25 protein-coding genes are annotated in these 24567 nt (G+C 59.6%); 15 read left to right on the plus strand and 10 right to left on the minus strand.

Features of this window, described 5'->3' with window-relative positions; all coding sequences use genetic code 11:
- Positions 1–2: 2 nt before the first annotated feature.
- Positions 3–935, plus strand: a complete 933-nt coding sequence (locus ACR0FG_RS04060) for a 2-hydroxyacid dehydrogenase (RefSeq protein ID WP_480890401.1) — start codon at positions 3–5, stop codon at positions 933–935.
- Here the strand turns inward: ACR0FG_RS04060 and ACR0FG_RS04065 are convergent.
- From ACR0FG_RS04065 to ACR0FG_RS04090, 6 genes are all read right to left on the minus strand, one after another.
- A complete protein-coding gene (locus ACR0FG_RS04065; protein WP_480890402.1) occupies positions 932–2947 on the minus strand; it encodes a M3 family metallopeptidase in 2016 nt (671 codons plus the stop codon). The genes ACR0FG_RS04060 and ACR0FG_RS04065 overlap by 4 nt on opposite strands.
- Positions 2948–3004: 57 nt before the next feature.
- Positions 3005–4048, minus strand: coding sequence for a HesA/MoeB/ThiF family protein (locus ACR0FG_RS04070; RefSeq protein WP_480890405.1), 1044 nt, complete (start codon positions 4046–4048; stop codon positions 3005–3007).
- Entirely contained in the window at positions 4048–4503 is a 456-nt protein-coding gene (dut, locus tag ACR0FG_RS04075; protein WP_480890901.1) for a dUTP diphosphatase, read from the minus strand. The genes ACR0FG_RS04070 and dut overlap by 1 nt, the downstream gene beginning before the upstream one ends.
- Before the next feature lie 36 nt (positions 4504–4539).
- On the minus strand, positions 4540–5736 hold the full coding sequence (gene coaBC / locus ACR0FG_RS04080) for a bifunctional phosphopantothenoylcysteine decarboxylase/phosphopantothenate--cysteine ligase CoaBC (RefSeq protein ID WP_480890408.1): 1197 nt from the start codon (positions 5734–5736) through the stop codon (positions 4540–4542).
- Positions 5737–5799: 63 nt separating this feature from the next.
- On the minus strand, positions 5800–6618 hold the full coding sequence (locus ACR0FG_RS04085) for a ChaN family lipoprotein (RefSeq protein WP_480890410.1): 819 nt from the start codon (positions 6616–6618) through the stop codon (positions 5800–5802).
- Positions 6615–7493, minus strand: a complete 879-nt coding sequence (locus ACR0FG_RS04090) for an RNA polymerase factor sigma-32 (RefSeq protein WP_170712770.1) — start codon at positions 7491–7493, stop codon at positions 6615–6617. The genes ACR0FG_RS04085 and ACR0FG_RS04090 overlap by 4 nt, the downstream gene beginning before the upstream one ends.
- Here ACR0FG_RS04090 and cobU point away from each other — a divergent pair.
- Genes cobU through ACR0FG_RS04110 form a run of 4 tightly spaced genes read left to right on the plus strand, consistent with a single transcriptional unit; the run spans position 7492 to position 11193 of the window.
- On the plus strand, positions 7492–8115 hold the full coding sequence (gene cobU / locus ACR0FG_RS04095) for a bifunctional adenosylcobinamide kinase/adenosylcobinamide-phosphate guanylyltransferase (protein ID WP_480890413.1): 624 nt from the start codon (positions 7492–7494) through the stop codon (positions 8113–8115). The two genes, ACR0FG_RS04090 and cobU, sit on opposite strands and share 2 nt — an antisense overlap.
- Complete coding sequence (locus tag ACR0FG_RS04100; protein ID WP_480890416.1) at positions 8112–8690, plus strand: histidine phosphatase family protein; 579 nt, start codon at positions 8112–8114, stop codon at positions 8688–8690. Before cobU ends, ACR0FG_RS04100 begins: the two co-directional genes overlap by 4 nt.
- Before the next feature lie 58 nt (positions 8691–8748).
- The gene (locus tag ACR0FG_RS04105; RefSeq protein ID WP_480890418.1) at positions 8749–9633 is read left to right on the plus strand and encodes a glutathione S-transferase N-terminal domain-containing protein; all 885 of its coding nucleotides are present in this window, start codon (positions 8749–8751) and stop codon (positions 9631–9633) included.
- A 45-nt stretch (positions 9634–9678) separates the two neighbouring features.
- Positions 9679–11193, plus strand: coding sequence for a YifB family Mg chelatase-like AAA ATPase (locus ACR0FG_RS04110; protein ID WP_480890419.1), 1515 nt, complete (start codon positions 9679–9681; stop codon positions 11191–11193).
- On the opposite strand, the gene gshB is transcribed toward ACR0FG_RS04110, so the two are convergent.
- The 3 genes from gshB to rsmI all read right to left on the minus strand — a co-directional run bounded on the left by gshB (position 11190) and on the right by rsmI (position 13414).
- Entirely contained in the window at positions 11190–12122 is a 933-nt protein-coding gene (gene gshB, locus ACR0FG_RS04115; protein ID WP_480890421.1) for a glutathione synthase, read from the minus strand. The two genes, ACR0FG_RS04110 and gshB, sit on opposite strands and share 4 nt — an antisense overlap.
- A gap of 61 nt (positions 12123–12183) precedes the next feature.
- Positions 12184–12555, minus strand: coding sequence for a YraN family protein (locus tag ACR0FG_RS04120; RefSeq protein ID WP_480890423.1), 372 nt, complete (start codon positions 12553–12555; stop codon positions 12184–12186).
- 1 nt (position 12556) lies between these two features.
- The gene (rsmI, locus tag ACR0FG_RS04125; RefSeq protein WP_480890425.1) at positions 12557–13414 is read right to left on the minus strand and encodes a 16S rRNA (cytidine(1402)-2'-O)-methyltransferase; all 858 of its coding nucleotides are present in this window, start codon (positions 13412–13414) and stop codon (positions 12557–12559) included.
- 88 nt (positions 13415–13502) lie between these two features.
- On the opposite strand from rsmI, the gene ACR0FG_RS04130 reads away from it, so the two are divergent.
- From ACR0FG_RS04130 to murJ, 3 genes are read left to right on the plus strand one after another with little or no spacing between them, the layout of a single operon-like run.
- Positions 13503–14675, plus strand: a complete 1173-nt coding sequence (locus tag ACR0FG_RS04130; protein ID WP_480890428.1) for a penicillin-binding protein activator — start codon at positions 13503–13505, stop codon at positions 14673–14675.
- Positions 14635–17454, plus strand: a complete 2820-nt coding sequence (locus ACR0FG_RS04135) for a [protein-PII] uridylyltransferase (RefSeq protein WP_480890430.1) — start codon at positions 14635–14637, stop codon at positions 17452–17454. Before ACR0FG_RS04130 ends, ACR0FG_RS04135 begins: the two co-directional genes overlap by 41 nt.
- Positions 17451–18992, plus strand: a complete 1542-nt coding sequence (gene murJ / locus ACR0FG_RS04140) for a murein biosynthesis integral membrane protein MurJ (RefSeq protein WP_480890433.1) — start codon at positions 17451–17453, stop codon at positions 18990–18992. Before ACR0FG_RS04135 ends, murJ begins: the two co-directional genes overlap by 4 nt.
- 6 nt (positions 18993–18998) lie before the next feature.
- Here the strand turns inward: murJ and ACR0FG_RS04145 are convergent, their stop codons facing one another.
- Positions 18999–19685 (minus strand): rhomboid family intramembrane serine protease, encoded by a 687-nt coding sequence (locus tag ACR0FG_RS04145; protein ID WP_170712750.1) that lies wholly within the window; start codon positions 19683–19685, stop codon positions 18999–19001.
- Between the two features lie 85 nt (positions 19686–19770).
- On the opposite strand from ACR0FG_RS04145, the gene trpS reads away from it, so the two are divergent.
- The 7 genes from trpS to ACR0FG_RS04180 all read left to right on the plus strand — a co-directional run bounded on the left by trpS (position 19771) and on the right by ACR0FG_RS04180 (position 24476).
- A complete protein-coding gene (gene trpS, locus ACR0FG_RS04150; protein ID WP_480890436.1) occupies positions 19771–20799 on the plus strand; it encodes a tryptophan--tRNA ligase in 1029 nt (342 codons plus the stop codon).
- 58 nt (positions 20800–20857) lie between these two features.
- Positions 20858–21721 carry a branched-chain amino acid aminotransferase gene (locus ACR0FG_RS04155; RefSeq protein ID WP_480890439.1) on the plus strand — a complete coding sequence of 288 codons (864 nt, stop codon included), beginning with the start codon at positions 20858–20860 and terminating at the stop codon, positions 21719–21721.
- Between the two features lie 72 nt (positions 21722–21793).
- A complete protein-coding gene (locus ACR0FG_RS04160) occupies positions 21794–22249 on the plus strand; it encodes a universal stress protein (protein ID WP_170712744.1) in 456 nt (151 codons plus the stop codon).
- A 10-nt stretch (positions 22250–22259) separates the two neighbouring features.
- Entirely contained in the window at positions 22260–22853 is a 594-nt protein-coding gene (locus ACR0FG_RS04165; protein WP_480890442.1) for a DsbA family protein, read from the plus strand.
- 69 nt (positions 22854–22922) lie between these two features.
- Positions 22923–23486 (plus strand): NifU family protein, encoded by a 564-nt coding sequence (locus ACR0FG_RS04170; protein ID WP_480890444.1) that lies wholly within the window; start codon positions 22923–22925, stop codon positions 23484–23486.
- Entirely contained in the window at positions 23476–24066 is a 591-nt protein-coding gene (tsaB, locus tag ACR0FG_RS04175; protein WP_480890447.1) for a tRNA (adenosine(37)-N6)-threonylcarbamoyltransferase complex dimerization subunit type 1 TsaB, read from the plus strand. The genes ACR0FG_RS04170 and tsaB overlap by 11 nt, the downstream gene beginning before the upstream one ends.
- 11 nt (positions 24067–24077) lie before the next feature.
- Complete coding sequence (locus ACR0FG_RS04180) at positions 24078–24476, plus strand: GNAT family N-acetyltransferase (protein WP_480890448.1); 399 nt, start codon at positions 24078–24080, stop codon at positions 24474–24476.
- Positions 24477–24567: the final 91 nt, after the last annotated feature.

Here is a 24567-nt window from a genome sequence, read left to right on the forward strand (position 1 = left end):
CCATGCCCGTGAACGTCCTGTTTTCCGCGCGCCCTGAGCAATGGCCGGAATATGAACCGCTTTTGACCGAAGGTCTGCAAAAGGCCGGGGTGGATTTCCATCTGGCAACGGATATTCAGCCGGATCAGGTTGACTACATCGTCTATGCCCCAACTGGCGAGATGCTTGACTTCACGCCCTTTACGCGTCTGAAGGCCGTTCTGAGTCTTTGGGCCGGGGTCGAGAAGATCGCGGATAACAAGACGCTGACCGTGCCGCTGGCGCGGATGGTCGATCACGGATTGGCACAAGGGATGACGGAATGGGTCGTAGGGCATGTGCTGCGCTACCATTTGGGCATGGATTCCCACATCACCAAGCAGGATGGGACGTGGGAACCGCAGGCACCGCCACTGGCGCAGGAACGCAATGTCTGCGTGCTGGGACTGGGCGCGCTGGGGCAAGCCTCGGCCCGCGCCCTGACGGCGCTGGGGTTCAATGTCACGGGCTGGAGCAGAACGCCAAAGGAAATCCCGGGCGTGACCTGCCTCAGCGGGCCTGGCGGCCTGAAACAGGCGCTGTCGCAGGCGGAAATCGTCGTTCTGCTGTTGCCCGATACGCCCGCCACCGAGAACACGCTGAATGCCGACACGCTGGCGCTGTTGCCCGAAGGGGCCCGGATCATCAATCCGGGACGCGGGCCGTTGATCGATGACGATGCCCTGTTGGACGCGTTGAATTCAGGCCAAATCGGTCATGCCACGCTGGACGTGTTCCGGGTCGAACCACTGCCCGCTGATCACCCCTATTGGGCACATCCCAACGTCACGGTCACGCCCCATATCGCGTCTGAGACCCGCCCCACCACAGCGACGCAGGTCATCTGCGAGAACATCCGGCGCGGAGAGGCGGGTGAGCCCCTCCTGCATTTGGTCGACCGCGAATTGGGTTACTAAGCCGCGATCAATCCGCGCCCTTTCAGCAACGCCTCGACCCCCGGCAAGCGCCCCCGGAAGGCAAGATACAGCTCTTCGGCCTCGCGCGAGCCGCCGGTGGAGAGGATGTTATTCTCCAACGCTTTGGCGCGTTCAGGGTCAAACGCTCCGCCTGCTTCCTCGAAGGCCGCAAAAGCGTCGGCATCCATCACCTCGGACCACATATAGCTGTAATAGCCCGAGCTATAGCCGTCGCCCGCAAAGACATGTGCGAAATGCGGTGTAGCATGGCGCATCCCGATGGCTTGCGGCATCCCCAGATCGGCCAGAACCTCGGCCTGTTTCGCCATCGGATCACTTGGCGCATCGCCATCATGAAACGCCAGATCAACCAGCGCCGAGGCGACATATTCGACCGTCTGAAACCCCTGATCGAAATTGGCGGCCTGCAAGACCTTTTCCAGCATGTCGCGCGGCATCGGCTCACCGGTTTCTGCGTGGGTCGCGTATTCGGCCAGCACTTCGGGCACTTCCAGCCAATGTTCATACAACTGGCTTGGCAGCTCCACAAAGTCACGGGCGACGCTGGTGCCTGAGATGCTTTCGTAGGTCACATTCGACAACATCTGATGCAGCGCATGACCGAATTCGTGGAACAGGGTCCGCGCATCATCGTAGGACAGCAGCGCCGGGTCGCCTTTGGCGAAGTTACAGACATTGATCACGATGGGCGCTTGTTCCTTCGGAAACTTCGCCTGACCCTGCATCGCGCTGCACCAGGCACCCGACCGTTTGGACCCACGCGCAAAGTAATCTCCGATGAACACCGCAACATGCTGACCGTTCCGGGTGACGTCCCAGGCGCGGCAATCAGGGTGATATAGCGGCACGTCCAGCGGCGCAAATTCCAACCCGAACAGGCGGCCCGCGCAGGCGAAGGCCGCCTCAATCATACGGTCCAATTGTAGGTAAGGTTTCAGCGCTGCTTCATCCAGATCATGCTCGGCCTTGCGCCGTTTTTCGGCATAGTAGCGCCAATCCCAGGCCTCTAGCGGGCCGTTCACGCCATCCTCTTGCATCATCGCGGTCAGAACCTCGGCATCCGCGTCGGCGCGCGCCTTGGCCGGAGACCAAACCTGCATCAGCAGATCACGCACCCGATCCGGCGTGCGCGCCATTTCGGTTTCCAGCTTGTAATCGGCAAAGCTGTCATAGCCCAACAGTTTGGCGCGCTCCAGTCGCAGGGTCAGGATTTCGGCCGCAATGTTGCGATTGTCGGTCTCGCCGCCATTCGCACCGCGTGCGGTCCATGCGCGATAGGCTTTCTTGCGCAAGTCCCGCCGAGGGGAAAACTGCAGGAACGGCACGATCAGCGACCGGGAAAGGGTCACAACCGGGCCATCTGCGCCTTTTTCTTCTCCGGCGGCGCGGGCAGCATCCACGACGAAATCTGGCAGGCCTTGCAAATCATCCTCGGTCAACTCCATGAACCAATCGCGTTCGTCTGCCAACAGGTTCTGGGTAAAAGACGTACCCAGCGAGGCCAAACGACCCTTGATCTCTTGCATCCGGCTGTCGTCCTCCCCTTGCAAGGCCGCACCTGCGCGGACAAAGCCGCGATGGGTGAGCATCAGCACGCGCGCCTGTTCTTCGGTCAGGTCCAATTGGTCGCGGCGATCCCACAAATCCGCCACCCGTTGAAACAGTGCCTTGTTCGATGAAATCGCCGAATAATGCGCCGCCAACTTTGGCGAAATATCCCGCTGAAGCTCTTCCCGTTTGGGATTGCTGTCCGCGCCGGCCACCGTGAAAAAGACTGACAGAACCTTGTCCATTTGCGCGCCCGCAGCCTCAAGCGCCTCAATCGTGTTGGCAAAGCTGGGCGCTTCGGATGCCGATGCGATGGCATCGATTTCGGCGTTGTGGGCCTGCATCGCCTGTTCAAGCGCAGGGGCAAAATCTTCGTCGGTGATATCGGCAAAGGGGGCGATTTCGAACCGGGTGGTCCAGTCGGACAGGATCGGATTGGTCATTGAGGTCTCCTTTGACCGTATAGCTAAGAGCCCGCGGATCGATGATCCAGAGGTCGCCTATTCAGAAGTCCCGCAAATCGGACAATCAGGCCGCTGTGTCAGGGTAATTTTTCGGCTTTCGCCATAAAGCGCATCATATATCAGCATCTCACCACGCAGGGCCTGACCTGCACCGGTGATCACCTTGATCGCCTCAACCGCCATCATCGAACCCACCACGCCGGGCAACGGACCAATGACACCCGCCTCGGCGCAGGATGGCGCCAACCCGGCCGCCGGCGCCTCGGGGAAGATGCACTGATAGCACGGCCCGGTTGTTGCGGGATCAAAGACGCTTAGCTGCCCTTCCCATTGCGACAACGCACCCGAGATCAGAGGCTTGCCAAGCGCCACCGCAGTTCGGTTGGCCAAATAGCGGGTGTCGAAATTGTCGGTGCCGTCAAGGATCAAGTCGAAATCATCAAACAGGTCTGTGGCGATTTCATCGGTCAAACGGCGGTGGTAAGGCAGGACAACAACGTTAGGGTTTTGCGCCAGCATCGCCTGTTGCGCCGAAAACACCTTGGGCATCCCGATATCGGCATCGCGATGAATGACCTGACGTTGCAGGTTGGCGTTTTCCACAACGTCATCGTCGATGACGCCAATTGTGCCAACCCCTGCAGCTGCAAGATATTGCAGCGCGGGCGCGCCCAGTCCTCCGGCACCAATCACCAGAACGCGGGCTTTTTTCAGACGCTTTTGACCGGGGCCGCCCAATTCCCGCAGGACGATATGGCGGGCATATCGGTCCAACTCGGTCTCGCTGAACTTGTCGGGCGTTGGCTCTGGGGCCTTAGCCGCAGTCGTGGCGCGATTCCGCAGCATTTTAAGTCCTTTCCCATAAAGCAGCGCCAAAACCGCGAAGCCGCCAAGGATCAGCCACATCGCGGCCGACCCCCCTGTCGCAAGCCGCAGGGGATGCCCATCCGGCAGCACCAGATGCGCCGTTACCACACCCAGTAACAGGACCGAGACAGAGACCACGCGCGCTGTTCGCGACACACCAGCCAGAACGCCAACACCCCACAACGCCGCAGCCAGGAACAGAACCAGCAGCATCAGCCGCGTCCGGTCGAGCCGAAACCGCCCGCCCCTCTTGCAGTCTCACCCAAAGCCTCGACCGTTTCAAAACGGGCCTGCACAACGGGCGCGACCACAAGCTGGGCGATGCGTTCGCCATGGGCGATCTCGAAATCCTCTTGCCCGGCGTTCAGAACGATCACCCCCAATGGCCCGCGATAGTCGCTGTCGATGGTGCCGGGTGTGTTGGGCAGGGTGATCCCATGCTTGAGCGCAAGGCCTGAACGCGGACGCACCTGCACCTCGTATCCGGGTGGGATCTCGATCCGCAGCCCGGTCGAGACCAGCGCGCGTTGGCCCGGTCGCAGAAGGATGGATTTAGCGTCAGGCAAATTGGCGCGCACATCCGCACCAGCCGCCCCAGCTGTCTCATACGAGGGCAAGGCCACTGCCGGGTCTGCCCAATCCTCTCGGATCACACGAATTGCGACCATTTCCATCCCTCTCGTCCAGCTTACCGGGTGGGCGGATCACCCCGCCAAGGCTTCGGCGATCTTCTGCGCCAGTCGGTTTGCAACCATATCCTTGCCCATGCGCGGCCATTCCTCGGCCCCCTGATCCGAGATCAGGATGATGGCATTCTCGGCCCCGCCCATAATCCCGGTTGCAGGGCTGACATCGTTGGCCACGATCCAGTCACACCCCTTGCGTTCCCGCTTGGCCGTTGCATGTTCGATTACATTGTCTGTTTCAGCCGCAAACCCAACTACAAGGCCGGGGCGGCCCTTATCCAACTGAGACACGCGCTTGAGGATGTCCGGATTCTCGGCAAATTCCAGCGTGGGCAGACCATCGCGGCTTTTCTTCAGCTTGCGGTCCGAGGCTTCAGCCATACGCCAATCCGCGACCGCAGCCGCAAACACACCGGCATCGGCTGGCAAAGCAGCGTCAACCGCGTCAGACATTTGCTGAGCGGTCTCTACCCGAACAACCTGAACCCCGTCGGGGGGTGGAACGTCGGCAGGGCCGGTTACAAAGATCACGTCAGCACCCAGGGCAGACAAGGCACGCGCAATCGCCGAGCCTTGCGCACCAGATGATCTGTTGGCGATATAGCGTACGGGATCAATCGGCTCGTGCGTCGGGCCTGAGGTGACGAGGATGCGCTTGCCCGCGAGTGGCCCGGCAATCAGTTGAGCCTCGATCGCGGCCACAATCTCCAGCGGTTCAGACATGCGGCCCGGCCCGTATTCGCCACAGGCCATATCCCCTTCGTTGGGGCCGACAAAACGGACGCCGTCGCTCTGCAGCTGTGTCAAATTGCGCTGCGTCGCGGGGTGATCCCACATGCGCACATTCATCGCTGGTGCGCACAAGACCGGCGTGTCCGTTGCCATCAACAGGGTCGAGGCCAGATCGTTTGCCAGACCGCAGGTCATTTTACCCATCAGATCCGCTGTCGCCGGGGCGACCACGATCAAATCCGCAGAGCGCGACAGCTGGATATGCCCCATCTCAGCCTCGTCCGTCAGGTCAAAGAGATCGCGATAGGCTTTCTGCCCCGACAGTGCGGCCACGGATAAGGGTGTTACAAATTCTTCGGCAGCGCGGGTGAGAACCGGAGTGACAGTCGCACCACGCTCTTTCAGTCGGCGGATCAGATCCAGCGACTTATAGGCCGCAATTCCTCCGCCGATGATCAGCAGAATGCGTTTGGATGCCAGCATGTTCAGCCCTTCCCGTCCCAGTCGGTGCAGACATTAGGCAACGCCCGGTCCAAGTTCCAGCGGTTAATTCTGCGTCTCAAAGGCTTTGCAAGGGTCTTCGCGTTCAGCCGCAGGGCTGTCGATTACCGCATCGAAATCACCATTTACGGCACCATCCTCGGACTGACCCAGCACAAAAACCTTGAGGCCCGGACGCAGGCGCGACAGAAAGGTCGGGATACCGCGATCCTTGCGTGCATGGCCATTTCCGGTGATGACGGCCACAGGCGTTCCGGTTTCATCCACAGCGCGCAGGATAGCGCGCGCCAGAACCGCGTCGCGCAGACGCTGAATGGCCACCATTTGCGGCAGCATCTCTTGCGGCAGCGCATCACAATGCGCGGCAAGCTGATCGGCCTCGCGCTCGGCTTGATCCTCGGGGGCAAGCGGGACGGTCAGACCAAACCGCGCCGCATCTGCCCCAAACGTCGTGGCGGCCCCACGTTCCATTGCAGCCCTCGCTGCCGAGCGAGGAACCATCGCGCCATAGATTGGTACATCCGCGGCCTGAAAAATTGGATAGTACATGCTGAGCGGCGGCCAGCCGGACTCAGCCCAACGCAGTATCCTCGACAATTCCTCGGGGTTTGTCGCAGCCTTTTGAGCAAGGCGCTGCGCCCCTTCCTCGGTTACCATTTCCCAAACCACGGCCGAAGGCGAGATCGCCTCGATTGCCTCGGTCTGAACCAAATGGTGCTGCGTATTGTCGTGGATTTCGCCAAGAATTAAGACGTCGGCCGCCCGCATGGCGTCCGTCACATCATCAGGGATCAATTCCTGTGCAAGGCCCGGTCGAGCCGCACTGACAAAACAGGCGCAGGCCAGAATCGCAAGATGTCTCATGCGAAGAAGTGTTGCACCTCGCGCGATTGCGCTTCAAGGTTCTTGCGCATTTTCACAAAAGCCGCCGCCTCAAGCTGACGCACGCGCTCTTTCGACAGTCCGAGTTCCTGACCCAGACTTTCCAGAGTACGCGCCGGTTCGCGCAGTTTGCGTTCGCGGACAATGAACCTTTCACGATCGTTCAGCGCTTGCATCGCTGTCACCAGCCAATCGCGCAATTGCTGCGTATCGTGGCTTTGCTCGACGACCTCAGCCGCCTGTTCACGTTCATCTTCCAGCGCATCTATCCACTCACGCCCCTCTTCATCCGCCGATTGCACGGCGTTGAGTGAGAAATCAGACCCCGACAAACGCCCTTCCATCATCTCGACATCGCGCAAGGGTACGCCGATTTCTGCGGCGATCATCTGGTGCAGCTGATGACGGTCCAGCTCCAGCCCGTCGGTAGCCGCCTCACGCTCAAGACGCGCCTGAACCCGACGCATGTTGAAAAACAGCGATTTCTGAGACGAGGTCGAGCCGGTCCGAACCATCGACCAGTTGCGCATCACATAGTCCTGAATGCTGGCCTTGATCCACCACACGGCATAGGTCGAAAAGCGCACGCCCCGATCTGGATCGAACTTGTCAGCGGCCTTCATCAGGCCCAGCCCGGCCTCTTGGATCAGATCATTCATCGGCGCGCCGTAGCGCTTGAACTTGGCCGCCATTGAAATCGCCAGCCGCATATAGGCGGTAATCAGGCGATGCAAAGCCTGTTCATCGCGGTCGTCACGCCAGGCGTAAGCCAACCGCAATTCTGTCTCGGCATCCAGCAGTTCTGCCTTCATCGCTCGTCGGGACATCGAAAAATCGTTTGCATTGTCCAGTGCCATGCAACTCTCCCATATTTGTCGGCGCTGGTCGGGCTTGCCTTGCCGACCTGTGGTCGATACGCAGGACTGCACCGATTGGATCACCAGAAAGGTAACAATAGTGCGTCCCAATTTAACCTTTGTTTTGGGTGGCGCTGCGTCGGGCAAGTCCGCTTTTGCGGAACAACTTGTTGCTTCGTCAGGGAAAAAGCAAGTTTATGTCGCCACATCACAAGTGTTTGATGATGAGATGCGCCAAAAAATTGTGCAGCATATTGCACAGCGCGGCGCGGGCTGGACCACAATTGAGGCACCTTTTGATCTGAAACCCCACCTGAGTCAGCTGACCAGCGGCCAGATCTGCCTGATCGATTGCGCAACGATGTGGCTGACCAATCATCTGCTGGCAGAGAACGATATTGCGCAGGAACAGGCGGTGCTATTTCAGGCGCTGCAGTCCTGCGCGGCCGACATTGTTGTGGTCTCAAACGAGGTCGGGAACGGCATTGTCCCCGAAAACGTTCTGGCCCGAAAATTCCGCGAAGCACAGGGCCGGTTGAACATTGCACTGGCGGCGCAAGCTGAACTTGTGGTTCAGGTCACCGCCGGCCTTCCGCTTGTCCTAAAGGGGCAATTGCCTTGACCCGCCTTCACCTTGTCCGGCACGGCCCAACTCACGCCAAAACCATGGTGGGCTGGTCCGATCTGCCCGCCGACCTGAGCGACGGGCAAGCGATTGAACGGCTGCACGATCATCTGCCCAGCGCGGCGGTGGTCGTGTCTTCGGATCTGTCACGGGCCGCCGATACAGCTTCGGCCATTCAAGGAACCCGTCTTCGACTGCCACATCGACGTGGCTTGCGAGAGATCAACTTTGGAAGCTGGGAACTGCGACCGTTTGCCGAGATCGAAGCCGAAGACCCAGAGCTTGCCTTCACCTATTGGGACAATCCGGGCGACGTCCGTCCCCCAGATGGCGAAAGCTGGAACGAGGTTTGCGCGCGGGTGAACAACACGATCGATAGCCTGATCGCGGACCATAACGGGCAAGACCTGATTGTTGTGGCGCATTTCGGGGTCATCCTGACTCAGGTCCAAAGGGCGCTGGACGTGGATGCACAACAGGCGTTTTCGCACCGGATCGACAACCTGTCCGTCACCGAAATCACGCGGCACGGGGATGTTTGGTCGGTGGAGCGCATTAATCACTGTCCGTGAACGGGCGGCGCACAAATCTCTGTTTTACGGATCGGCTGACAATCGTCATCGTTGGGGCATGACATATGATCTCTTTATAGGCGACCGCTTGTTTTCCAGCTGGTCCTTGCGCGGTTGGCTGATGCTGGAACAGTTTGGCCTACCCTATCGCACGCATATGGTCGGGCTCTATTCCGGCTCGATGGCTCAGGATATGGCACCGCTTGCACCTGCCCGGCTTGTCCCGGCCCTGCGACTGCCCGACGGAACAGTTGTGGGCGAAAGCCTAGCCATGGCCGAGACATTGGCAGAACGCCACCCTGACGCCGGACTTTGGCCACAAGACCCTGCGGCCCGCGCCACCGCCCGGTGGCTCTGCGCGGAAATGGTGGCCGGGTTTTCTGCGCTGCGCTCGGAATGTTCAATGCAGCTACAGCATTGCTGGCAAGGATTTGCCCCTTCATCGGCCACCATCGCCGATTTGGAACGGATCGAGACCTTGTGGACCCATGCGCGCGCAACTTCGGGCGCAGACACCGGCCCATTGTTCGGAGCCTATTCGCTGGCAGATGTTTTCTACACACCCGTCGCCGCTAGGATCATCGGGTATGGCCTGCCTATTTCGGACGCCAACAAAGCCTACTGTCTGCAACTGCTGGCCTCTGCGCCCGTCAGGCAATGGCGCGCGATGGGATTGACCAAGACGTATGATCCGTTCCCGTACGTACTGAACCTGCCAAACACGCCTTGGCCCATTGGCGGATCATCTGCGGCTTATGCCGTCGAAACTGGACCATCGCGTAACGCTGCTTGTCCTTATTCTGGCAAACCGGTGACGCATTATCTGGAGCTGGACGGGCAAGTCTGGGGATTTTGCAACGCGTTTTGCCGCGACAAAACCGTCGCGGATCCGGGCGCATGGCCGAAATTCACCGCAATGGCAGGGGCCGTTAACCATTCCTAAACCGCATCCATGGCAGCAACGACCTGTTAACCAAAAAGGTTGTTCATGGTCGCCCGTTCCCATACCGTCGCCTTCCAAGGGGTCGAAGCCCGCCCGGTCGAGGTGCAATGCGCCGTATCCCCCGGACTGCCCGCTTTTTCCATCGTCGGCCTGCCCGACAAAGCCGTATCCGAGGCGCGCGACCGGGTCCGCAGCGCGCTGAGTTCAATGGCCATCGCCCTGCCGTCAAAGCGGATCACCATAAATCTTTCACCTGCGGATCTGCCGAAAGAAGGCAGCCATTTCGATCTGCCGATCGCGGTTGCGTTGCTGTCGGCGCTGGACATCATCCCTGCAGACGCCGCCGAAAGGGCCGTGGCGCTAGGGGAGCTGTCTTTAGACGGATCGCTGGTGCCTGTGGTCGGCGCATTGCCCGCAGCGATGACCGCAGCGGCCGAGGATCGCAGCCTGCTCTGCCCCCGCGCCTCAAGCGCCGAGGCGGCTTGGGTCGATGCGACACAGGTGATCGGGGCCGCGTCGTTGGGCGATGTGGTGCGCCACTTTTCCGGGCAGGCCCCATTGGCTGCGGCCACACCCGGTGAAGTCACACTGCCCGCAGGCGAGCGAGATTTGCGCGACGTGAAAGGACAGGAACGTGCCAAACGCGCACTGGAAATCGCGGCTGCAGGACGTCATCACCTGATCATGATCGGCACGCCGGGATCGGGAAAATCCATGCTGGCCGCCCGCCTGCCGGGGATTCTACCGCCTCTGACACCCGCCGAAGCGCTTGAAACCTCGATGATCCAATCCCTCTGTGGCTTGCTGGACGAAGGCGGCATCAGTCGGGTGCGTCCGTTTCGCGAACCACACCACACGGCCTCAATGGCCGCGATTGTCGGTGGCGGCAAGGGTGCCAAACCCGGAGAGATTTCTCTTGCCCATAACGGCGTCCTGTTCATGGATGAATTTCCCGAGTTTCCGCGCACCGTGCTGGAAACATTGCGTCAACCGATTGAAACCGGCGAGGTGATGGTGGCCCGCGCCAACGCCCATGTGAAATATCCCAGCCGGTTCATGCTGGTTGCTGCCGCCAACCCTTGCAAATGCGGATACCTCACCGATCCCGCCCGCGCCTGTTCCCGCGCTCCGGTTTGTGGTGAGGATTATCTGGGCCGTATCTCTGGCCCGCTGATGGACCGGTTCGATCTGCGTATCGAGGTGCCGCCCGTTGGCTTCACCGATCTGGACCTGCCGCCGTCGGGCGACAGTTCGGCCATCGTGGCCGAGCGGGTGGAAAAGGCCCGCGCCATTCAGGCCGCGCGGTTTCGCGATGCGCCGTCAACCCGCCAGAATGCCGATGCCGAGGGCAAGTTGCTGGAAGAAATCGCAACGCCGGATGCCGAAGGTAAAGAATTGCTGATCAAAGCCGCCGAACGATTTGGTCTGTCGGCCCGCGCCTTTCACCGCATTCTGCGGGTCGCGCGGACCATTGCCGATCTGGAAGGCACCGCCGATATCCGGCGACCCCATGTGGCCGAGGCCCTGAGTTTTCGCATCAGCGCGCGCGTTGCGGCCTAGATTTTGGCTTCGATCGCGTCCCAGATTTTCCCGGCAATGTTCACACCGTCAAACCGCTCCAGTTCCTGAATGCCGGTGGGTGAGGTCACGTTGATCTCGGTCAGGTAGTCGCCGATCACGTCGATCCCCACGAATATCTGCCCTTTTTCCTTCAGCAGCGGACCGATTGCCGCGCAAATCTCAAGGTCACGGTCCGACAGGCCGGTTTTCTCGGGCCGTCCGCCAACATGCATGTTTGATCGGGTTTCGCCTTTGGCCGGGACGCGGTTGATTGCGCCGACCGGCTCACCATCAACCAGAATCACGCGTTTGTCGCCATTGCTGACATCGGGCAGGAATTTCTGAACAATCAGCGGTTCGCGCGAGAAACCGGTGAAGAGCTCGTGCAGCGAGGTCAGGTTGCGGTCATTGGCATCCAGACGGAACACGCCCGCGCCGCCATTGCCATAAAGCGGCTTCAGAATCACATCCTGATGCTTTTCCTTGAACGCCTTGATCGTTTGCAAATCCCGCGCGATCGTTGTCGGCGGGGTCAGATCCGGGAAATCCAGCACCAGCAGTTTTTCGGGATAGTTGCGCACCCAGAACGGATCGTTGACAACCAGAGCCTGCCCTTTCAATCGGTCCAACAGATGGGTCGACGTGATGTAATGCATATCAAACGGAGGGTCCTGACGCAGCCAGATTACGTCAAAATCGCTCAGATCAACCTCACGCTCAGCGCCCAATATTGCAGGGTCGCCCGGGACGCGCTGCACCTGCATGTCCTGCCCGCGCGCGGTAATGCGTCCTTCCTGATAGGCCAGTTGGTCGGGGCTGTAGAAAAACAACTCATGCCCGCGCGCCTGCGCTTCTTCGGCCAGCCGGAATGAGCTGTCTGCGTTGATATCCACGGCCCCGATCGGGTCCATCTGAAAAGCGATTTTCATGGCGTGTCCTTCGATTTCACGCCTGATACATGGCCCAGCGATGCGCAGGGTTCAATGGCGATCAGCCCTGACCAAAGGCGTTTTCAATGATTTGAACTGCCCCGGATGCATCCACAAGCGCCGCATCAAACCGGACATTGGTTAGCTGCCCGCGCGGCTCGCCCTCAAGAAATTGCGCGGCAGAGGCGCAAATGCGCTCGATCTGACGCAGGCTGATCCGGGCGGCGGCACTGTCGAAACTCTTGCTCTTTTTGACCTCGACAAAGACCACGCCATCGCCGTTTCGGGCAATCAGATCGATCTCACCCCCTGCCCCGCGCCAGCGGCGGCCAGCGATGGCATAGCCGCGCCTTTCATAGTCGGCGGCCACCGTCTGTTCGGCTGCCTGTCCCGCGTGATAGGACACCGAGCCACGGATCGAGGGTTTGGCCATGTCATCCTTTTCCCAGTTTCAGCGCCTGTTGATAGATCGGACGCCTTGGCAGGTCGTACATCTTGGACACCAGATCAGCAGCATCCCGGACCGAATGGGTTTCGAGCGCCTTCACCAAAGCTTCTTCTATGTCCGAATCCTTAACCACCGGTGAATGTCCGCGTTCCACCAGCAGAACGATTTCGCCTTTCACCGTTCGCTCGGCCAGTTCCCCGGCCAACTCGCCCAGCGTTCCGCGCCGGACTTCCTCGAATTTCTTGGTCAACTCGCGGCACATCGCCGCCTGTCGGTCCTGCCCCAGAACCTCTGACAAATCCAACAGACACGCGGCGACGCGTTTGGGCGATTCGTAAAAGACCAGCGTACCCGGAATGTCGCGCAACGCCTCGATCCGCGTCCTTCTGGCCCCTGCAGCATTGGGCAGAAACCCGGCGAAAAAGAACGCATCTGTCGGCAACCCGGCCAACGTCAACGCCATCAAAGCCGCCGATGGTCCCGGCGCACATGTCACCAGATGACCCTGTTCTGCCGCTTGTCGCCCAAGATCGTAACCGGGGTCGGCGATCAGCGGCATCCCGGCCTCAGAGGCATAAGCAACCGACATACCCTGCGCCAGCGCATCCAGAATCTTGCCGCGCGCTCCGGCTCCGCTGTGATCGTGATAGGCCTGAATGCGACGACCCTCCAGCGGAATGCCGTGAATCTCCATCAACCTGCGCAGGCTGCGTGTGTCTTCGGCCGCGATCATGTCGGCGGACGCCAGAACATCCAGAGCCCTCAGCGTGATATCGCGCGCGGTTCCGATTGGAGTGGCAACAAAATACAAGCCTGCGGCCAATCTGATCTTTTGGAAATTCAAAGCTGGACCCTCACAGCGTGACGTTTATTATCGCAGACCGATAGAATAGCAGCATTCAAAGCCGCCGGATCAGGGAGTTTTCATTTAGATGTTCAGCGTTTGCAAGCCCGCCCGCAAACTGACCAGGTTTGTTTTTGCCCTGACCGCCGCCGCCTTTGTGGCCGCGTGCGAGCCGGGTGCGAATACCGGTGGTCCGTCGATCAACACCTCGGAGCCAGTTCCCGTCGCGCTTCTGGTGCCGCTCGGATCCGGCCAATCGGGCGATGCTGCACTGGCGCAAAGCCTTGAGAATGCGGCCAGGCTGGCGATGAATGATCTACCGAATGTCAATATCGACCTGAGGGTCTATGATACGGCAGGCAACGCAGGTACGGCCTCGTCAGCGGCGCAGCAGGCGGTCTCGGACGGGGCCAAGATCATTCTGGGCCCCGTTTATGCGCAAGCGGCAAATGCGGCAGGTCTGGCAGTGCTGAACAACAAGGTCAACGTCCTGTCATTTTCGAACAACACCACCATCGCGGGCGGCAACGTCTATGTGCTGGGTCCGACCTTTGACAACACCGCGAACCGGCTTGTCAGTTACGCAGGCCAGCAAGGCAAAACCGGCATTGTGATCGTGCACAGCAACGATGCTTCCGGCCAATTGGGTCAATCGGCTATCGCAGGCGCGCTGAGCAACAGCCGCGTCAACAATGCGGGATCTGTCGGGTTCGAGCGTTCGCAACAGGGCGTGATCAATTCGATCCCCACGATCAAATCGGCAATGGACTCCTCTGGCGCGGATTCGGTCTTTCTGACGGCAACCACCGCTGGCGCTTTGCCGCTGTTCAGTCAGCTTCTGCCCGAGGCAGGGGTATCGCCGTCCACCACGCAGTTTATCGGCCTGACTCGGTGGGACATCCCGCCTCAAACTCTGGAGCTGCCGGGCGTTCAGGGCGGATGGTTCGCGTTGCCCGACCCGGCCAAGGCCGCAGCCTACCGTCAGCGCTACAACGCAACCTATGGCGAGGCACCACATCCGATCAGCGGGCTGGCCTATGATGGCATCGCCGCCATTGGCGCTCTTGTGAGCCAGGGCAAATCGGACGCCCTGACCGGGGCGGCCCTGACCCAAAACGCCGGATTTCAGGGTGTCGGAGGTATCTTCCGCCTGCGTCCCAACGGAACAAACGAACGCGGTCTGGCCGTTGCCACGATCCAGAACAAACAGGTGGTTGTGATTGACCCTGCCCCACAAAGCTTCTCTGGTGCCGGATTCTGATCGGTCCGGGCAAACCGAGGCGTCAGAGGACGCTCTGATTTGCCCGGCTCATGAAATCTTCGACAGCACCGGGGTGAATACCCGGCTTTCGAACGCCTTCGATGACTGCAAAGACAATTCCGAGATGCGCGCGGCAACCGTGCGCATTCTGCGCGATGCGCAAAAACTTGGTCGCAAGGCGATCGCGGATGCCTTTGCCGACCGCCCTTTTGACGCGCGCCCGCTCACGCGGTCCTATACCTATCTGACGGATCAGCTGGTCTGCACCGCCTTGCAGGTCGCAAGCGAGCGGCTGCATCCACTGGCCAACCCGACACAGGGCGAAAGGATCGCTGTCCTGGCCGTCGGCGGCTATGGGCGCGGTGAAATGGCGCCCTCCTCGGATGTCGATCTGCTGTTTTTGACGCCCTACAAAATCACCGCATGGGCCGAAAGCGTGATCGAATCCATGTTGTACATCCTGTGGGATCTGCGGCTGAAGGTCGGTCATGCCTCGCGCACGACGCGAGATTGCCTGCGACTTGGGGCCGAAGATTTCACCATCCGCACCGCCATGCTGGAACAACGCTATCTGGCCGGGGACAAACCGCTTGCGGATGAGCTAGAGAAGCGACTTAAGACCGACTTGTTCAAAGGCAGCGAGCAGGAGTTCATCGAAGCCAAGCTGCAGGAACGCGATGCGCGCCACCTCAAGCAGGGTGAGCGTTATATGGTGGAACCCAATGTCAAAGAGGGCAAAGGCGGGTTGCGCGATCTTCAATCGCTTTACTGGATCGCAAAATACATCTACGGCGTTCAGGATGTTGCTGAACTGGTGCCGCTGGGCCTGTTCACGCCCGAGGAATTCGGGAAATTCGTTGAAGCCGAGGATTTCCTGTGGGCCGTCCGCTCTCATCTGCATCTGGTCACCGGGCGAGCAACCGAGCAGCTGACCTTTGATCTGCAGGTCGAGGTCGCTGACCGCATGGGCTATCAGGACCGAGCCGGACGGCGCGCGGTCGAGGTCTTCATGCAGCGCTATTTCCGCGAGGCTACGCGGGTGGGTGAATTGACCCGCATCTTTCTGACCAAGCTGGAAGCGACCCATATCAAAAGCGCGCCCTTGTTGGAGCGTATCTTTCGCAGGCGTCCAAAGGTCAAACCCGGCTACAAGGTCGTGCATGGGCGTCTGAATGTCAGCGATCCGGGGAAATTCCTGTCCGACAAGCTGAACCTGCTGCGTCTGTTCGAAGAGGGTCTGCGCACGGGGATGCTGATCCATCCGGATGCAATGCGGCTGGCGACAGCCAATCTGGACCTGATCGACGATGACATGCGCAACGACAAAGAGGCTCAGCGCATCTTTCTGGACCTGATGCTGAAACATGGCAATCCCGAACGCGCCTTGCGCCGGATGAATGAACTGGGCGTTCTGTCGGCCTTCCTGCCCGAGTTCGAGCACATCGTCGCCATGATGCAGTTCAATATGTATCACAGCTATACAGTGGACGAGCATACCATCCAGTGCATCGTCAATTTGGCCCAGATCGAACGGGGTGAGCTTGTTGAGTCTTTGCCGCTTGCGTCTTCCATTCTCAAGCGTGGCGTCAATCGCAAGGTTCTTTATGTCGCTTTGTTGCTGCATGACATTGCCAAGGGCCGACCCGAGGATCATTCGATTTTGGGCGCGCAGATCGCGCGCAAGGTTGCGCCTCGGCTGGGGCTGAACAAGTCGGATTCAGAAACCGTTGAATGGCTGGTGCGTTATCATCTGCTGATGTCGGATATGGCGCAGAAACGCGACATATCTGACCCGCGCACCGTCCGCGATTTCGCCAAGGCGGTTGAAACGGTCAAGCGGCTGGACCTGCTGACGGTTCTCACCGTCTGCGACATCCGTGGCGTTGGGCCCAACACCTGGAACAATTGGAAGGCCACGCTGCTGCGTGCGCTTCACGCGGAAACAAAGCGTGCGTTGGAAACCGGGATGGAAGACCTCAACCGTGCCAATCGCGGTGCTGGGGCCAAGAAGGCACTGCGGGCGGCATTGCAGGATTGGTCTAAGAGCGACCTAAAGACCGAAACGGGGCGGCATTACGAGCCCTATTGGCAAGGCCTGAACGTCGCGACCCATGTCGAGTTCGCCGAAATGCTGCGCGATCTGGAGCACAGCGGCGATCCGGGCGGTGTGGAAATCCGTCTGCATCCCGACGAAGACCGCGACGCGACACGCGCCTGTTTTGCCATGACGGACCATCCCGGCATCTTTGCCCGGATCGCGGGGGCGCTGGCGTTGGTGGGGGCCAACGTGGTGGATGCGCGCAGCTATACCACCAAGGACGGATACGTAACCGATGCATTCTGGATTCAGGACGCCGAAGGACACCCGTTTGAATCCAGCCGCCTGCCGCGTTTGAACCAGATGATCCACAAGACGCTGAAGGGCGAAGTCGTCACAGGCGACGCCCTGAAATCGCGGGACAAGATCAAGAAACGCGAACGCGCCTTTAACGTTCCGACCCATATCACCTTCGACAATGACGGGTCCGAAATCTACACGATCATCGAGGTCGATACCCGCGATCGGCCCGGTCTGCTGTATGATCTGACGCGCACACTGGCCGGGGCGAATGTCTATATCGCCAACGCCGTGATTGCGACCTATGGCGAGCAGGTGGTGGATACCTTCTACGTCAAGGACATGTTTGGGCTGAAATACCACTCGGACAGCAAAAAGCGCGGACTAGAAGCCAAACTGCGCAAAGCCATAACCGAGGGTGCGGAGCGCGCGGCCTCATGAAGCAGATACGGCTGTTTTCCGGCTTTTTCACTGTCGGGTTCTGGACATTGGCAAGCCGTATTCTTGGGTTCCTGCGGGAGATCCTGCTGGCCGCCTTTATCGGGCCCGGCCCGGTGATGGATGCCTTTGTCGCCGCCTTCCGCCTGCCCAACATGTTCCGCCGGTTCTTTGCCGAAGGAGCGTTTAATGCGGCCTTTGTGCCGATGTTCTCAAAACGACTTGAGGCGGATGAGAACGCGCAAGGCTTTGCGCAGGACGCGTTCAACCTGTTGGCCGTGGCGGTTCTGGCCTTGGTCGGGCTGGCGATGGTCTTCATGCCCGGTCTGGTCTGGCTGACGGCCGAGGGGTTTTACGGGGACGAAAGGTTTGATCTGGCGGTTGACTACAGCTATGTCGTCTTTCCCTACATCTTGTTCATGTCGCTGGCCGCCCTGTTTTCAGGCGTATTGAACGCCACCGGCCGTTTTGCTGCCGCAGCTGCCGCGCCGGTTCTGCTGAACATCTTCGCCTGCGCGGCGCTGATCCTTGGGGCCATGTCAGGGGGAGAAGTGATCCGCTGGCTGATCGCGGTCATTCCACTTGCTGGCATCGCGCAACTGGCCCTTGTCTGGGTCGCATCGGAACGCGCCGGTATCCGCATTCGCCCCGGCAGACCCCGCCTGAGCCCCGAGATGCGCAACATGGTCCGTGTCGCCGTACCGGCAGCTTTGGCCATGGGCGTGACACAGGTCAATCTTGTCGTCGGGCAACTTGTTGCGTCCAAAACCGAGAAAGCCGTGAGCTGGCTGTTTGCCGCGGACCGGCTGTATCAATTACCGCTTGGTGTTGTCGGCATCGCCGTTGGTATCGTGCTGTTGCCCGACCTGTCCCGCCGGTTACGCGCCGACGACAAGGACGGTGCGCGGAATGCGTTTTCGCGGGCGGGTGAGTTCACTTTGCTGCTGACCATCCCCTCGACCGTGGCTTTTATCGTGATCCCCTACCCGCTTGTGTCAGTCCTGTTTCAACGGGGACAGTTCAGCGCGGAAGACACCACCGCAACCGCCTTGGCGGTCACGATCTATGGTCTTGGACTGCCCGCCTTCATGTTGCAAAAACTGCTGCAGCCGTTGTTCTTTGCCCGGGAAAATACCCGCTCACCGTTCCATTATGCGGTGGTCGCGATGATCGTGAACGCCGCTCTTGCCTTCGGTTTGTTCCCGATTGTCGGATGGATCGCACCCGCGATTGCCGCCTCGGTCGCGGGGTGGGCCATGGTGGGCCTTCTGGCGTTGGGGGCACGGCACATGGGGGATGAGGCCCGTTTCGATGCGCGCCTGAAACGCCGGGCATGGCGGATCGTGGCGGCGTCCCTTGGGATGGGTGTCGTCCTGTTTGCGGCCATCCATCTGCTTGGCTGGGCCTTTGATCTGGCGGGCTGGCGCTATCTGGCTTTGCTGCTGCTGATCACAACCGCCGGTGGCTCGTACTTTTTCCTCGGGCATTTGCTGGGCGCGTTCGATGTGTCCGAATTCCGCAAGGCCCTGCGACGCGGATAGTACGGCTTAGTCCCGGCGTATGCGCCCAACTATGCGCGCCCAGGCGCCGGGGGCCAACAGGAATGACAGGCCAAAGCCGGTGGCAAACCCGCCCAAATCAGCAACCCAGTCCTTGGTGCCGCCAAACAACAATCCGAACAATAGCTGGATACCCATCAACACCGCGATCAGGCTGAACGCCCGCGATTGGTTCTCTCCGACAAGCGAGAGCTTGCGCCATAGCAGCCAGGTGAAGGCTCCGATCAGACCGTAAACCGGCGGGAAGCCCCCGATCAGCGGGTATTCCGGGTTCAGCAATACCGCATAGGCCAAGGCCCCGCCGACGCCGGACAAAACGAAGATGATCAGCATCGGGAAACCGCCAAAGACCTCTCCGACCATTTTGCCCATTGCCAGCACAAAGACGCAGACAAACAGCGCCTGTGTGAAACTGCCAGACACAAACGGATAGGTGACGAAACGCATGAGATGTTCCATCGGCCATTGCCCATTCTGAACCATCCAGTCGAAGATATCCGGAGAGAACGAATATTGCTGGATCGCATCCAACCGCCATCCAACGGCAGACGGCCCCCCGACCAAACCGCGTGTGCCAAGGGTGAATGCCAGTTCAATTCCCATGATGAACAGGACAAGGGCCACCACGACGGGCGGCAATGGGTTCACGGGGGGTGTATAATTCTCGCTGCTCATTGGGCGGCCTTTCACGGCTGTTGACGTCCCTTGACCTCATGGGTAAGCGACGGGGGCTATTTTTTCCAGACGGGAGTTCCCTTCGATGACCGAATCCAAATTCACGCCGCGCGTGTTTTCCGGCATCCAGCCTTCGGGCGGGTTGACATTGGGGAACTATCTGGGCGCGATGAAGCGGTTTGTGGATATGCAAGGCCCCGAGTTTGAAACCATCTATTGCATGGTCGATCTGCACGCGATCACAGTCTGGCAGGACCCTGCCGACCTAACCCACAACACGCGCGAACTGTGTGCGGGCTACATCGCGGCCGGCATCGACCCGGAGCAATCTATCCTGTTCAACCAAAGCCAGGTTCCGGAACATGCCCAACTGGCATGGATCTTCAACTGTGTCGCGCGGATGGGCTGGATGCAGCGGATGACTCAGTGGAAAGACAAGGCGGGCAAGAACCAGCAGAACGCTTCGCTGGGCCTGTTTGCCTATCCGGCGCTGATGGCGGCGGACATTCTTGTCTATCACGCGACCCATGTGCCGGTGGGTGAAGACCAGAAACAGCACTTGGAACTGACCCGCGATATCGCGATCAAGTTCAACCACGACTATGGTGTCGAATTCTTCCCCGTCACCGAACCCGTGATTGAAGGCGAAGCAACCCGCGTCATGAGCCTGCGGGACGGGTCGAAAAAGATGTCCAAATCCGACCCATCTGACATGAGCCGGATCAACATGACTGACGATGCCGACACCATCGCCAAGAAGATCCGCAAAGCCAAGACTGATCCGGATGCGCTGCCATCGGAGACCAAGGGCCTGGACGAGCGTCCCGAGGCGCGCAATCTGGTGAACATCTATGCCGCGCTGAACGACCAGACCTCGGAACAGGTTCTGGCTGAAGTTGGCGGCAAACAGTTCGGAGAGTTCAAGCCCATGCTGGCCGAACTGGCGGTTACAAAGCTGTCGCCGATCTCGTCCGAAATGGCCCGACTGATGGGCGAGCAGGCCGAGATTGACCGGATTCTGGCGAAAGGTGCTGAAAAAGCCCGCGCGATTGCCGCGCCCATCCTGCAGCAGACCTATGATGTCGTCGGGATGGTTGGCGCGAAAAGCAGCTGATTACGCTGGACCTTCGCGAAGCGCCCTCCTAGGTATTGCCTAAGCTTGGGAGGGCACGATGGCAGTAGGCAAGAATATCCGCACCTATTTCGAAGGCCAGTGGCACGACGGGGACGCGCCAATCATGCGGGCAGCCGATCATGGTGCCTGGCTGGGCTCGTCGGTCTTTGACGGCGCGCGTTATTTCGAAGGCATGGCCCCCGATCTGGACGCGCATTGCGCGCGGGCCAACCGCTCGGCCGAAGCGTTGATGCTGACGCCCACAATCACACCCGAGCAGATGGTCGAGATCGTGCGCGAAGGGCTCAGCACCTACGCGCCGGATGCTGCGGTCTATATCCGCCCGATGTATTGGGGTCTTGACGGGGACCACACCGCGATCGTGCCGCAAGAGAACAGCACCGGGTTTGCAGTGTGTCTGGAAGAGATCCCGATGGCAACCGAAAGTGCCTCGGCCACATTGACCACCACGCGCTTTCGCCGCCCGGTTCTGGAATCGGCGGTCGTCAACGCCAAGGCCGGATGCCTCTACCCCAACAACGCGCGGATGCTGCAAGAGGCGCGGTCAAAGGGCTTTTCAAACGCGCTGGTCGCCGACGCAATGGGACATGTGGCCGAAACGGCAACTGCCAACATCTTTATGGTTCGGGATGGCGAGGTGTTCACCCCAATTCCCAATGGCACGTTTCTGGCCGGGATCACACGGGCAAGACATATAGGGAACCTGCGCGCAGATGGCGTCACCGTGCATGAAACCGTCTTAAGCTTTGACGATTTTCACAATGCAGACGAGGTGTTCATGACCGGGAACATGAGCAAGGTCACTCCGATAACCGCTTTGGATGACACCCAATATCAGGTTGGCCCGATTGCCCGACGCGCACGGGAAATGTATTGGGACTGGGCAGCCAGCAATCGCTGATCCGGCTCTGCCATCGCGGTTGCCACAGTGCCATGGGTCAGGCATGATCCCTGAAAATGAATGAGGAACATCATGCGCAAATTCCTGGTCGTTCTGGATGACAGCCGCGAATGTCTGAACGCGATGCGCTTTGCCGCGATGCGTGCTGCCCACACCGGTGGTGGCGTCACGATCCTGTCGGTGATCCCGCCGGACGAGTTCAACCACTGGATCGGCGTTGCCGAGGTGATGCGCGAAGAGGCACGTGAACGCATCCATGCGCATTACGAGGTGTTTGCCAAATGGATGCGCGACAAGCAGAATGTCGACCCCGATCTGGCCATTCGCGAAGGTGATCCTGTGCCGCAGATCATCGAACACGTCCAGTCCGACCCGGAAATCGGCGTTCTGGTTCTGGGCGCTGGCACAGACAAGAAAGGCCCCGGACCGTTGGTGACACAGCTGACCAAGAACTCGGGCAGCCTGCCGATCCCGATCACTATCGTTCCCGGTGATCTGAGCAAGGAAAAGCTGGAAGAAATCACCTGAGGGCGCACTCATGCCCACGCACATCCAGTTCTGGTTCGATTTTGCCTCGACCTATTCGTATCTCAGCGCCATGCGTATCGAGCAGTTGGCGTCTTCCAAAGGCGTTCAGGTGTCGTGGCAACCCTTCCTGCTGGGGCCGATATTTTCGGAACAGGGTTGGAACAATTCTCCGTTCAATATCTATCCGGCAAAAGGCCGATATATGTGGCGTGATATGGAACGGCTTTGCGCTGAACGCGGGTTGCCTTTGACGCGTCCTCAAACATTTCCGGCCAATAGTTTAACGGCCGCGCGGCTTGCATTGGCGATACGCGCGCCCGAACAGCGCACCGCCTTTGGGCGCGCTGTCTTTTCCGCGCAATTCGGGGCGGGACGGGACATTTCCGACAGTTCGGTTCTGATCGAATGTCTGGCTGACGCGGGTTTGTCGCCTAAGCTGACAGAGCGAACCGTCGATGCCGACATCAAGGCGGCTCTGTTTGATCAGGTCGCGCAGGCGAAATCCCTAGGCATCTTTGGCGCGCCCAGTTTTGTCGTCGGTGAAGAGATGTTTTGGGGCGATGATCGCCTTGATGCGGCAATTTCCTTAGCATCTGCGATTTAGAACTGTTCCAAATCTTGACTTCGCACTCCGTGGCGCGCATATCAGATGCACCCAAAACGGAGCTGCGCCATGTTCATCCAGACCGAATCCACACCAAACCCGGCCACATTGAAATTTTTGCCCGGCCAAACGGTTCTGGACGCGGGCACCGCAGATTTTCCGTCCGCCGAGGCTGCTGAGAAATCGCCTCTGGCAACCCGGATATTCTCGGTCAACGGTGTCACTGGCGTTTTCTTTGGAAACGATTTTGTCACCGTCACCAAATCGGATGATGTTCAGTGGGATCACATCAAGCCTGCGATCCTAGGCGCTGTGATGGAGCACTACCAATCCGGTCAGCCCGTCATGGGCGCGGGCGTGGATGCGGCGGCAGGTCATGCCGAACATACCGGCGAAGACGCCGAAATCGTTCATCAGATCAAAGACCTTCTGGACAGCCGCGTTCGGCCTGCGGTGGCGCAGGATGGCGGCGACATCACCTTTCACGGGTTTGATCGTGGCATCGTCTATCTGCACATGCAGGGTGCCTGCGCCGGATGTCCATCCTCGACGATCACGCTGAAGATGGGAATCGAAAACCTGCTGCGCCACTACATCCCCGAAGTGATCGAGGTGCGCCCGGTTGCCGTCTGACCCGACGATACTGGCATTTGATACATCGGCCGCGCATTGCGCGGCCGCTTTGTTGCGCGGCACCGATATCGTCGCCTCATGCGCCGAAACCATGAAGCGTGGACAAGCCGAACGCCTGATGCCCTTGCTCGAAGAGGTTCTGGCCGAGGCGGGTTGCGTCTGGCGGGATCTGGACGCGATCGGTGTGGGTGTTGGTCCGGGCAACTTCACAGGCATCCGAATCTCGGTCTCGGCGGCGCGTGGTCTGGCGCTGGGTCTTGGGGTCAACGCCGTCGGAGTGACGGGTTTTGATGCGCTTGCTGTCCTTGCGCAGCCCACGCAGATTCCCGCCATTCCCGGTCCGCGCGATCAGGTTTATGTTCAGACCAAAGAACATGGGGCGCAGCTGATCGACCGGTCCAAGGCCGAAGAGCTCGGGCCGTTGTTCTTCTGCGAAGACCCTGCACGGCAGGCGCAAGCCATCGCCCACATCGCGGCGAATCGCTGGGAAAATGCAACGGTTCCTCCTGTCCCATTTTATCTACGTCCCGCTGATGCAGCCCCATCCAGTGACGTGCCTCCGGTGCTGCTGGACGGATGACACCGCAAGAAATGGCTTCAACCCACGCTGCAGCTTTTAGCAAATCGCGGCCATGGACAGAGGATGAATTTGCCGATCTGCTGACCAATCGGTTCACCCATATCGTTGGAAATGCTGACTCTTTTGCCATATATCAGGTTATTGCCGATGCAGCAGAATTGTTGACGATCGCCACGCACCCATCCCGCCAAAGGCAGGGTCTGGGATTGAAAACCATGGAAGCCTGGCAGGCAGAAGCCCATCGCGCCGGGGCCACGCACGCGATTCTGGATGTCGCGGCGGACAATGAACCCGCGATCTTGCTGTATCAGCGCTGCGGCTACGTCCAATGCGGGTCGCGCCGCGCCTACTACCTGCGTGAAAACGCGCCAAATGTAGATGCATTCGTGATGAAACGGGCGTTGCCCTAAGGTCAGGCACTTTTTTGAACCATATGGTCAAAAACCTATTGACCCCCGGTGTTGCAAACACTCTTAATTCCCGCCATCACAACGGTTATGC

The sequence above is a fragment of the Ruegeria sp. E1 genome, assembly GCF_056534225.1.

Coding starts and splice junctions, on each gene's coding strand:
- ACR0FG_RS04060 (WP_480890401.1), top strand. CDS start 3: ATGCCCGTGAACGTCCTGTTTTCCGCGCGCCCTGAGCAATGGCCGGAA.
- ACR0FG_RS04065 (WP_480890402.1), bottom strand. CDS start 2,947: ATGACCAATCCGATCCTGTCCGACTGGACCACCCGGTTCGAAATCGCC.
- ACR0FG_RS04070 (WP_480890405.1), bottom strand. CDS start 4,048: ATGCTGCTGGTTCTGTTCCTGGCTGCGGCGTTGTGGGGTGTTGGCGTT.
- dut (WP_480890901.1), bottom strand. CDS start 4,503: ATGGTCGCAATTCGTGTGATCCGAGAGGATTGGGCAGACCCGGCAGTG.
- coaBC (WP_480890408.1), bottom strand. CDS start 5,736: ATGCTGGCATCCAAACGCATTCTGCTGATCATCGGCGGAGGAATTGCG.
- ACR0FG_RS04085 (WP_480890410.1), bottom strand. CDS start 6,618: ATGAGACATCTTGCGATTCTGGCCTGCGCCTGTTTTGTCAGTGCGGCT.
- cobU (WP_480890413.1), top strand. CDS start 7,492: ATGCAACTCTCCCATATTTGTCGGCGCTGGTCGGGCTTGCCTTGCCGA.
- ACR0FG_RS04090 (WP_170712770.1), bottom strand. CDS start 7,493: ATGGCACTGGACAATGCAAACGATTTTTCGATGTCCCGACGAGCGATG.
- ACR0FG_RS04105 (WP_480890418.1), top strand. CDS start 8,749: ATGACATATGATCTCTTTATAGGCGACCGCTTGTTTTCCAGCTGGTCC.
- ACR0FG_RS04110 (WP_480890419.1), top strand. CDS start 9,679: ATGGTCGCCCGTTCCCATACCGTCGCCTTCCAAGGGGTCGAAGCCCGC.
- gshB (WP_480890421.1), bottom strand. CDS start 12,122: ATGAAAATCGCTTTTCAGATGGACCCGATCGGGGCCGTGGATATCAAC.
- ACR0FG_RS04120 (WP_480890423.1), bottom strand. CDS start 12,555: ATGGCCAAACCCTCGATCCGTGGCTCGGTGTCCTATCACGCGGGACAG.
- ACR0FG_RS04130 (WP_480890428.1), top strand. CDS start 13,503: ATGTTCAGCGTTTGCAAGCCCGCCCGCAAACTGACCAGGTTTGTTTTT.
- murJ (WP_480890433.1), top strand. CDS start 17,451: ATGAAGCAGATACGGCTGTTTTCCGGCTTTTTCACTGTCGGGTTCTGG.
- ACR0FG_RS04145 (WP_170712750.1), bottom strand. CDS start 19,685: ATGAGCAGCGAGAATTATACACCCCCCGTGAACCCATTGCCGCCCGTC.
- trpS (WP_480890436.1), top strand. CDS start 19,771: ATGACCGAATCCAAATTCACGCCGCGCGTGTTTTCCGGCATCCAGCCT.
- ACR0FG_RS04155 (WP_480890439.1), top strand. CDS start 20,858: ATGGCAGTAGGCAAGAATATCCGCACCTATTTCGAAGGCCAGTGGCAC.
- ACR0FG_RS04160 (WP_170712744.1), top strand. CDS start 21,794: ATGCGCAAATTCCTGGTCGTTCTGGATGACAGCCGCGAATGTCTGAAC.
- ACR0FG_RS04165 (WP_480890442.1), top strand. CDS start 22,260: ATGCCCACGCACATCCAGTTCTGGTTCGATTTTGCCTCGACCTATTCG.
- ACR0FG_RS04170 (WP_480890444.1), top strand. CDS start 22,923: ATGTTCATCCAGACCGAATCCACACCAAACCCGGCCACATTGAAATTT.
- ACR0FG_RS04180 (WP_480890448.1), top strand. CDS start 24,078: ATGGCTTCAACCCACGCTGCAGCTTTTAGCAAATCGCGGCCATGGACA.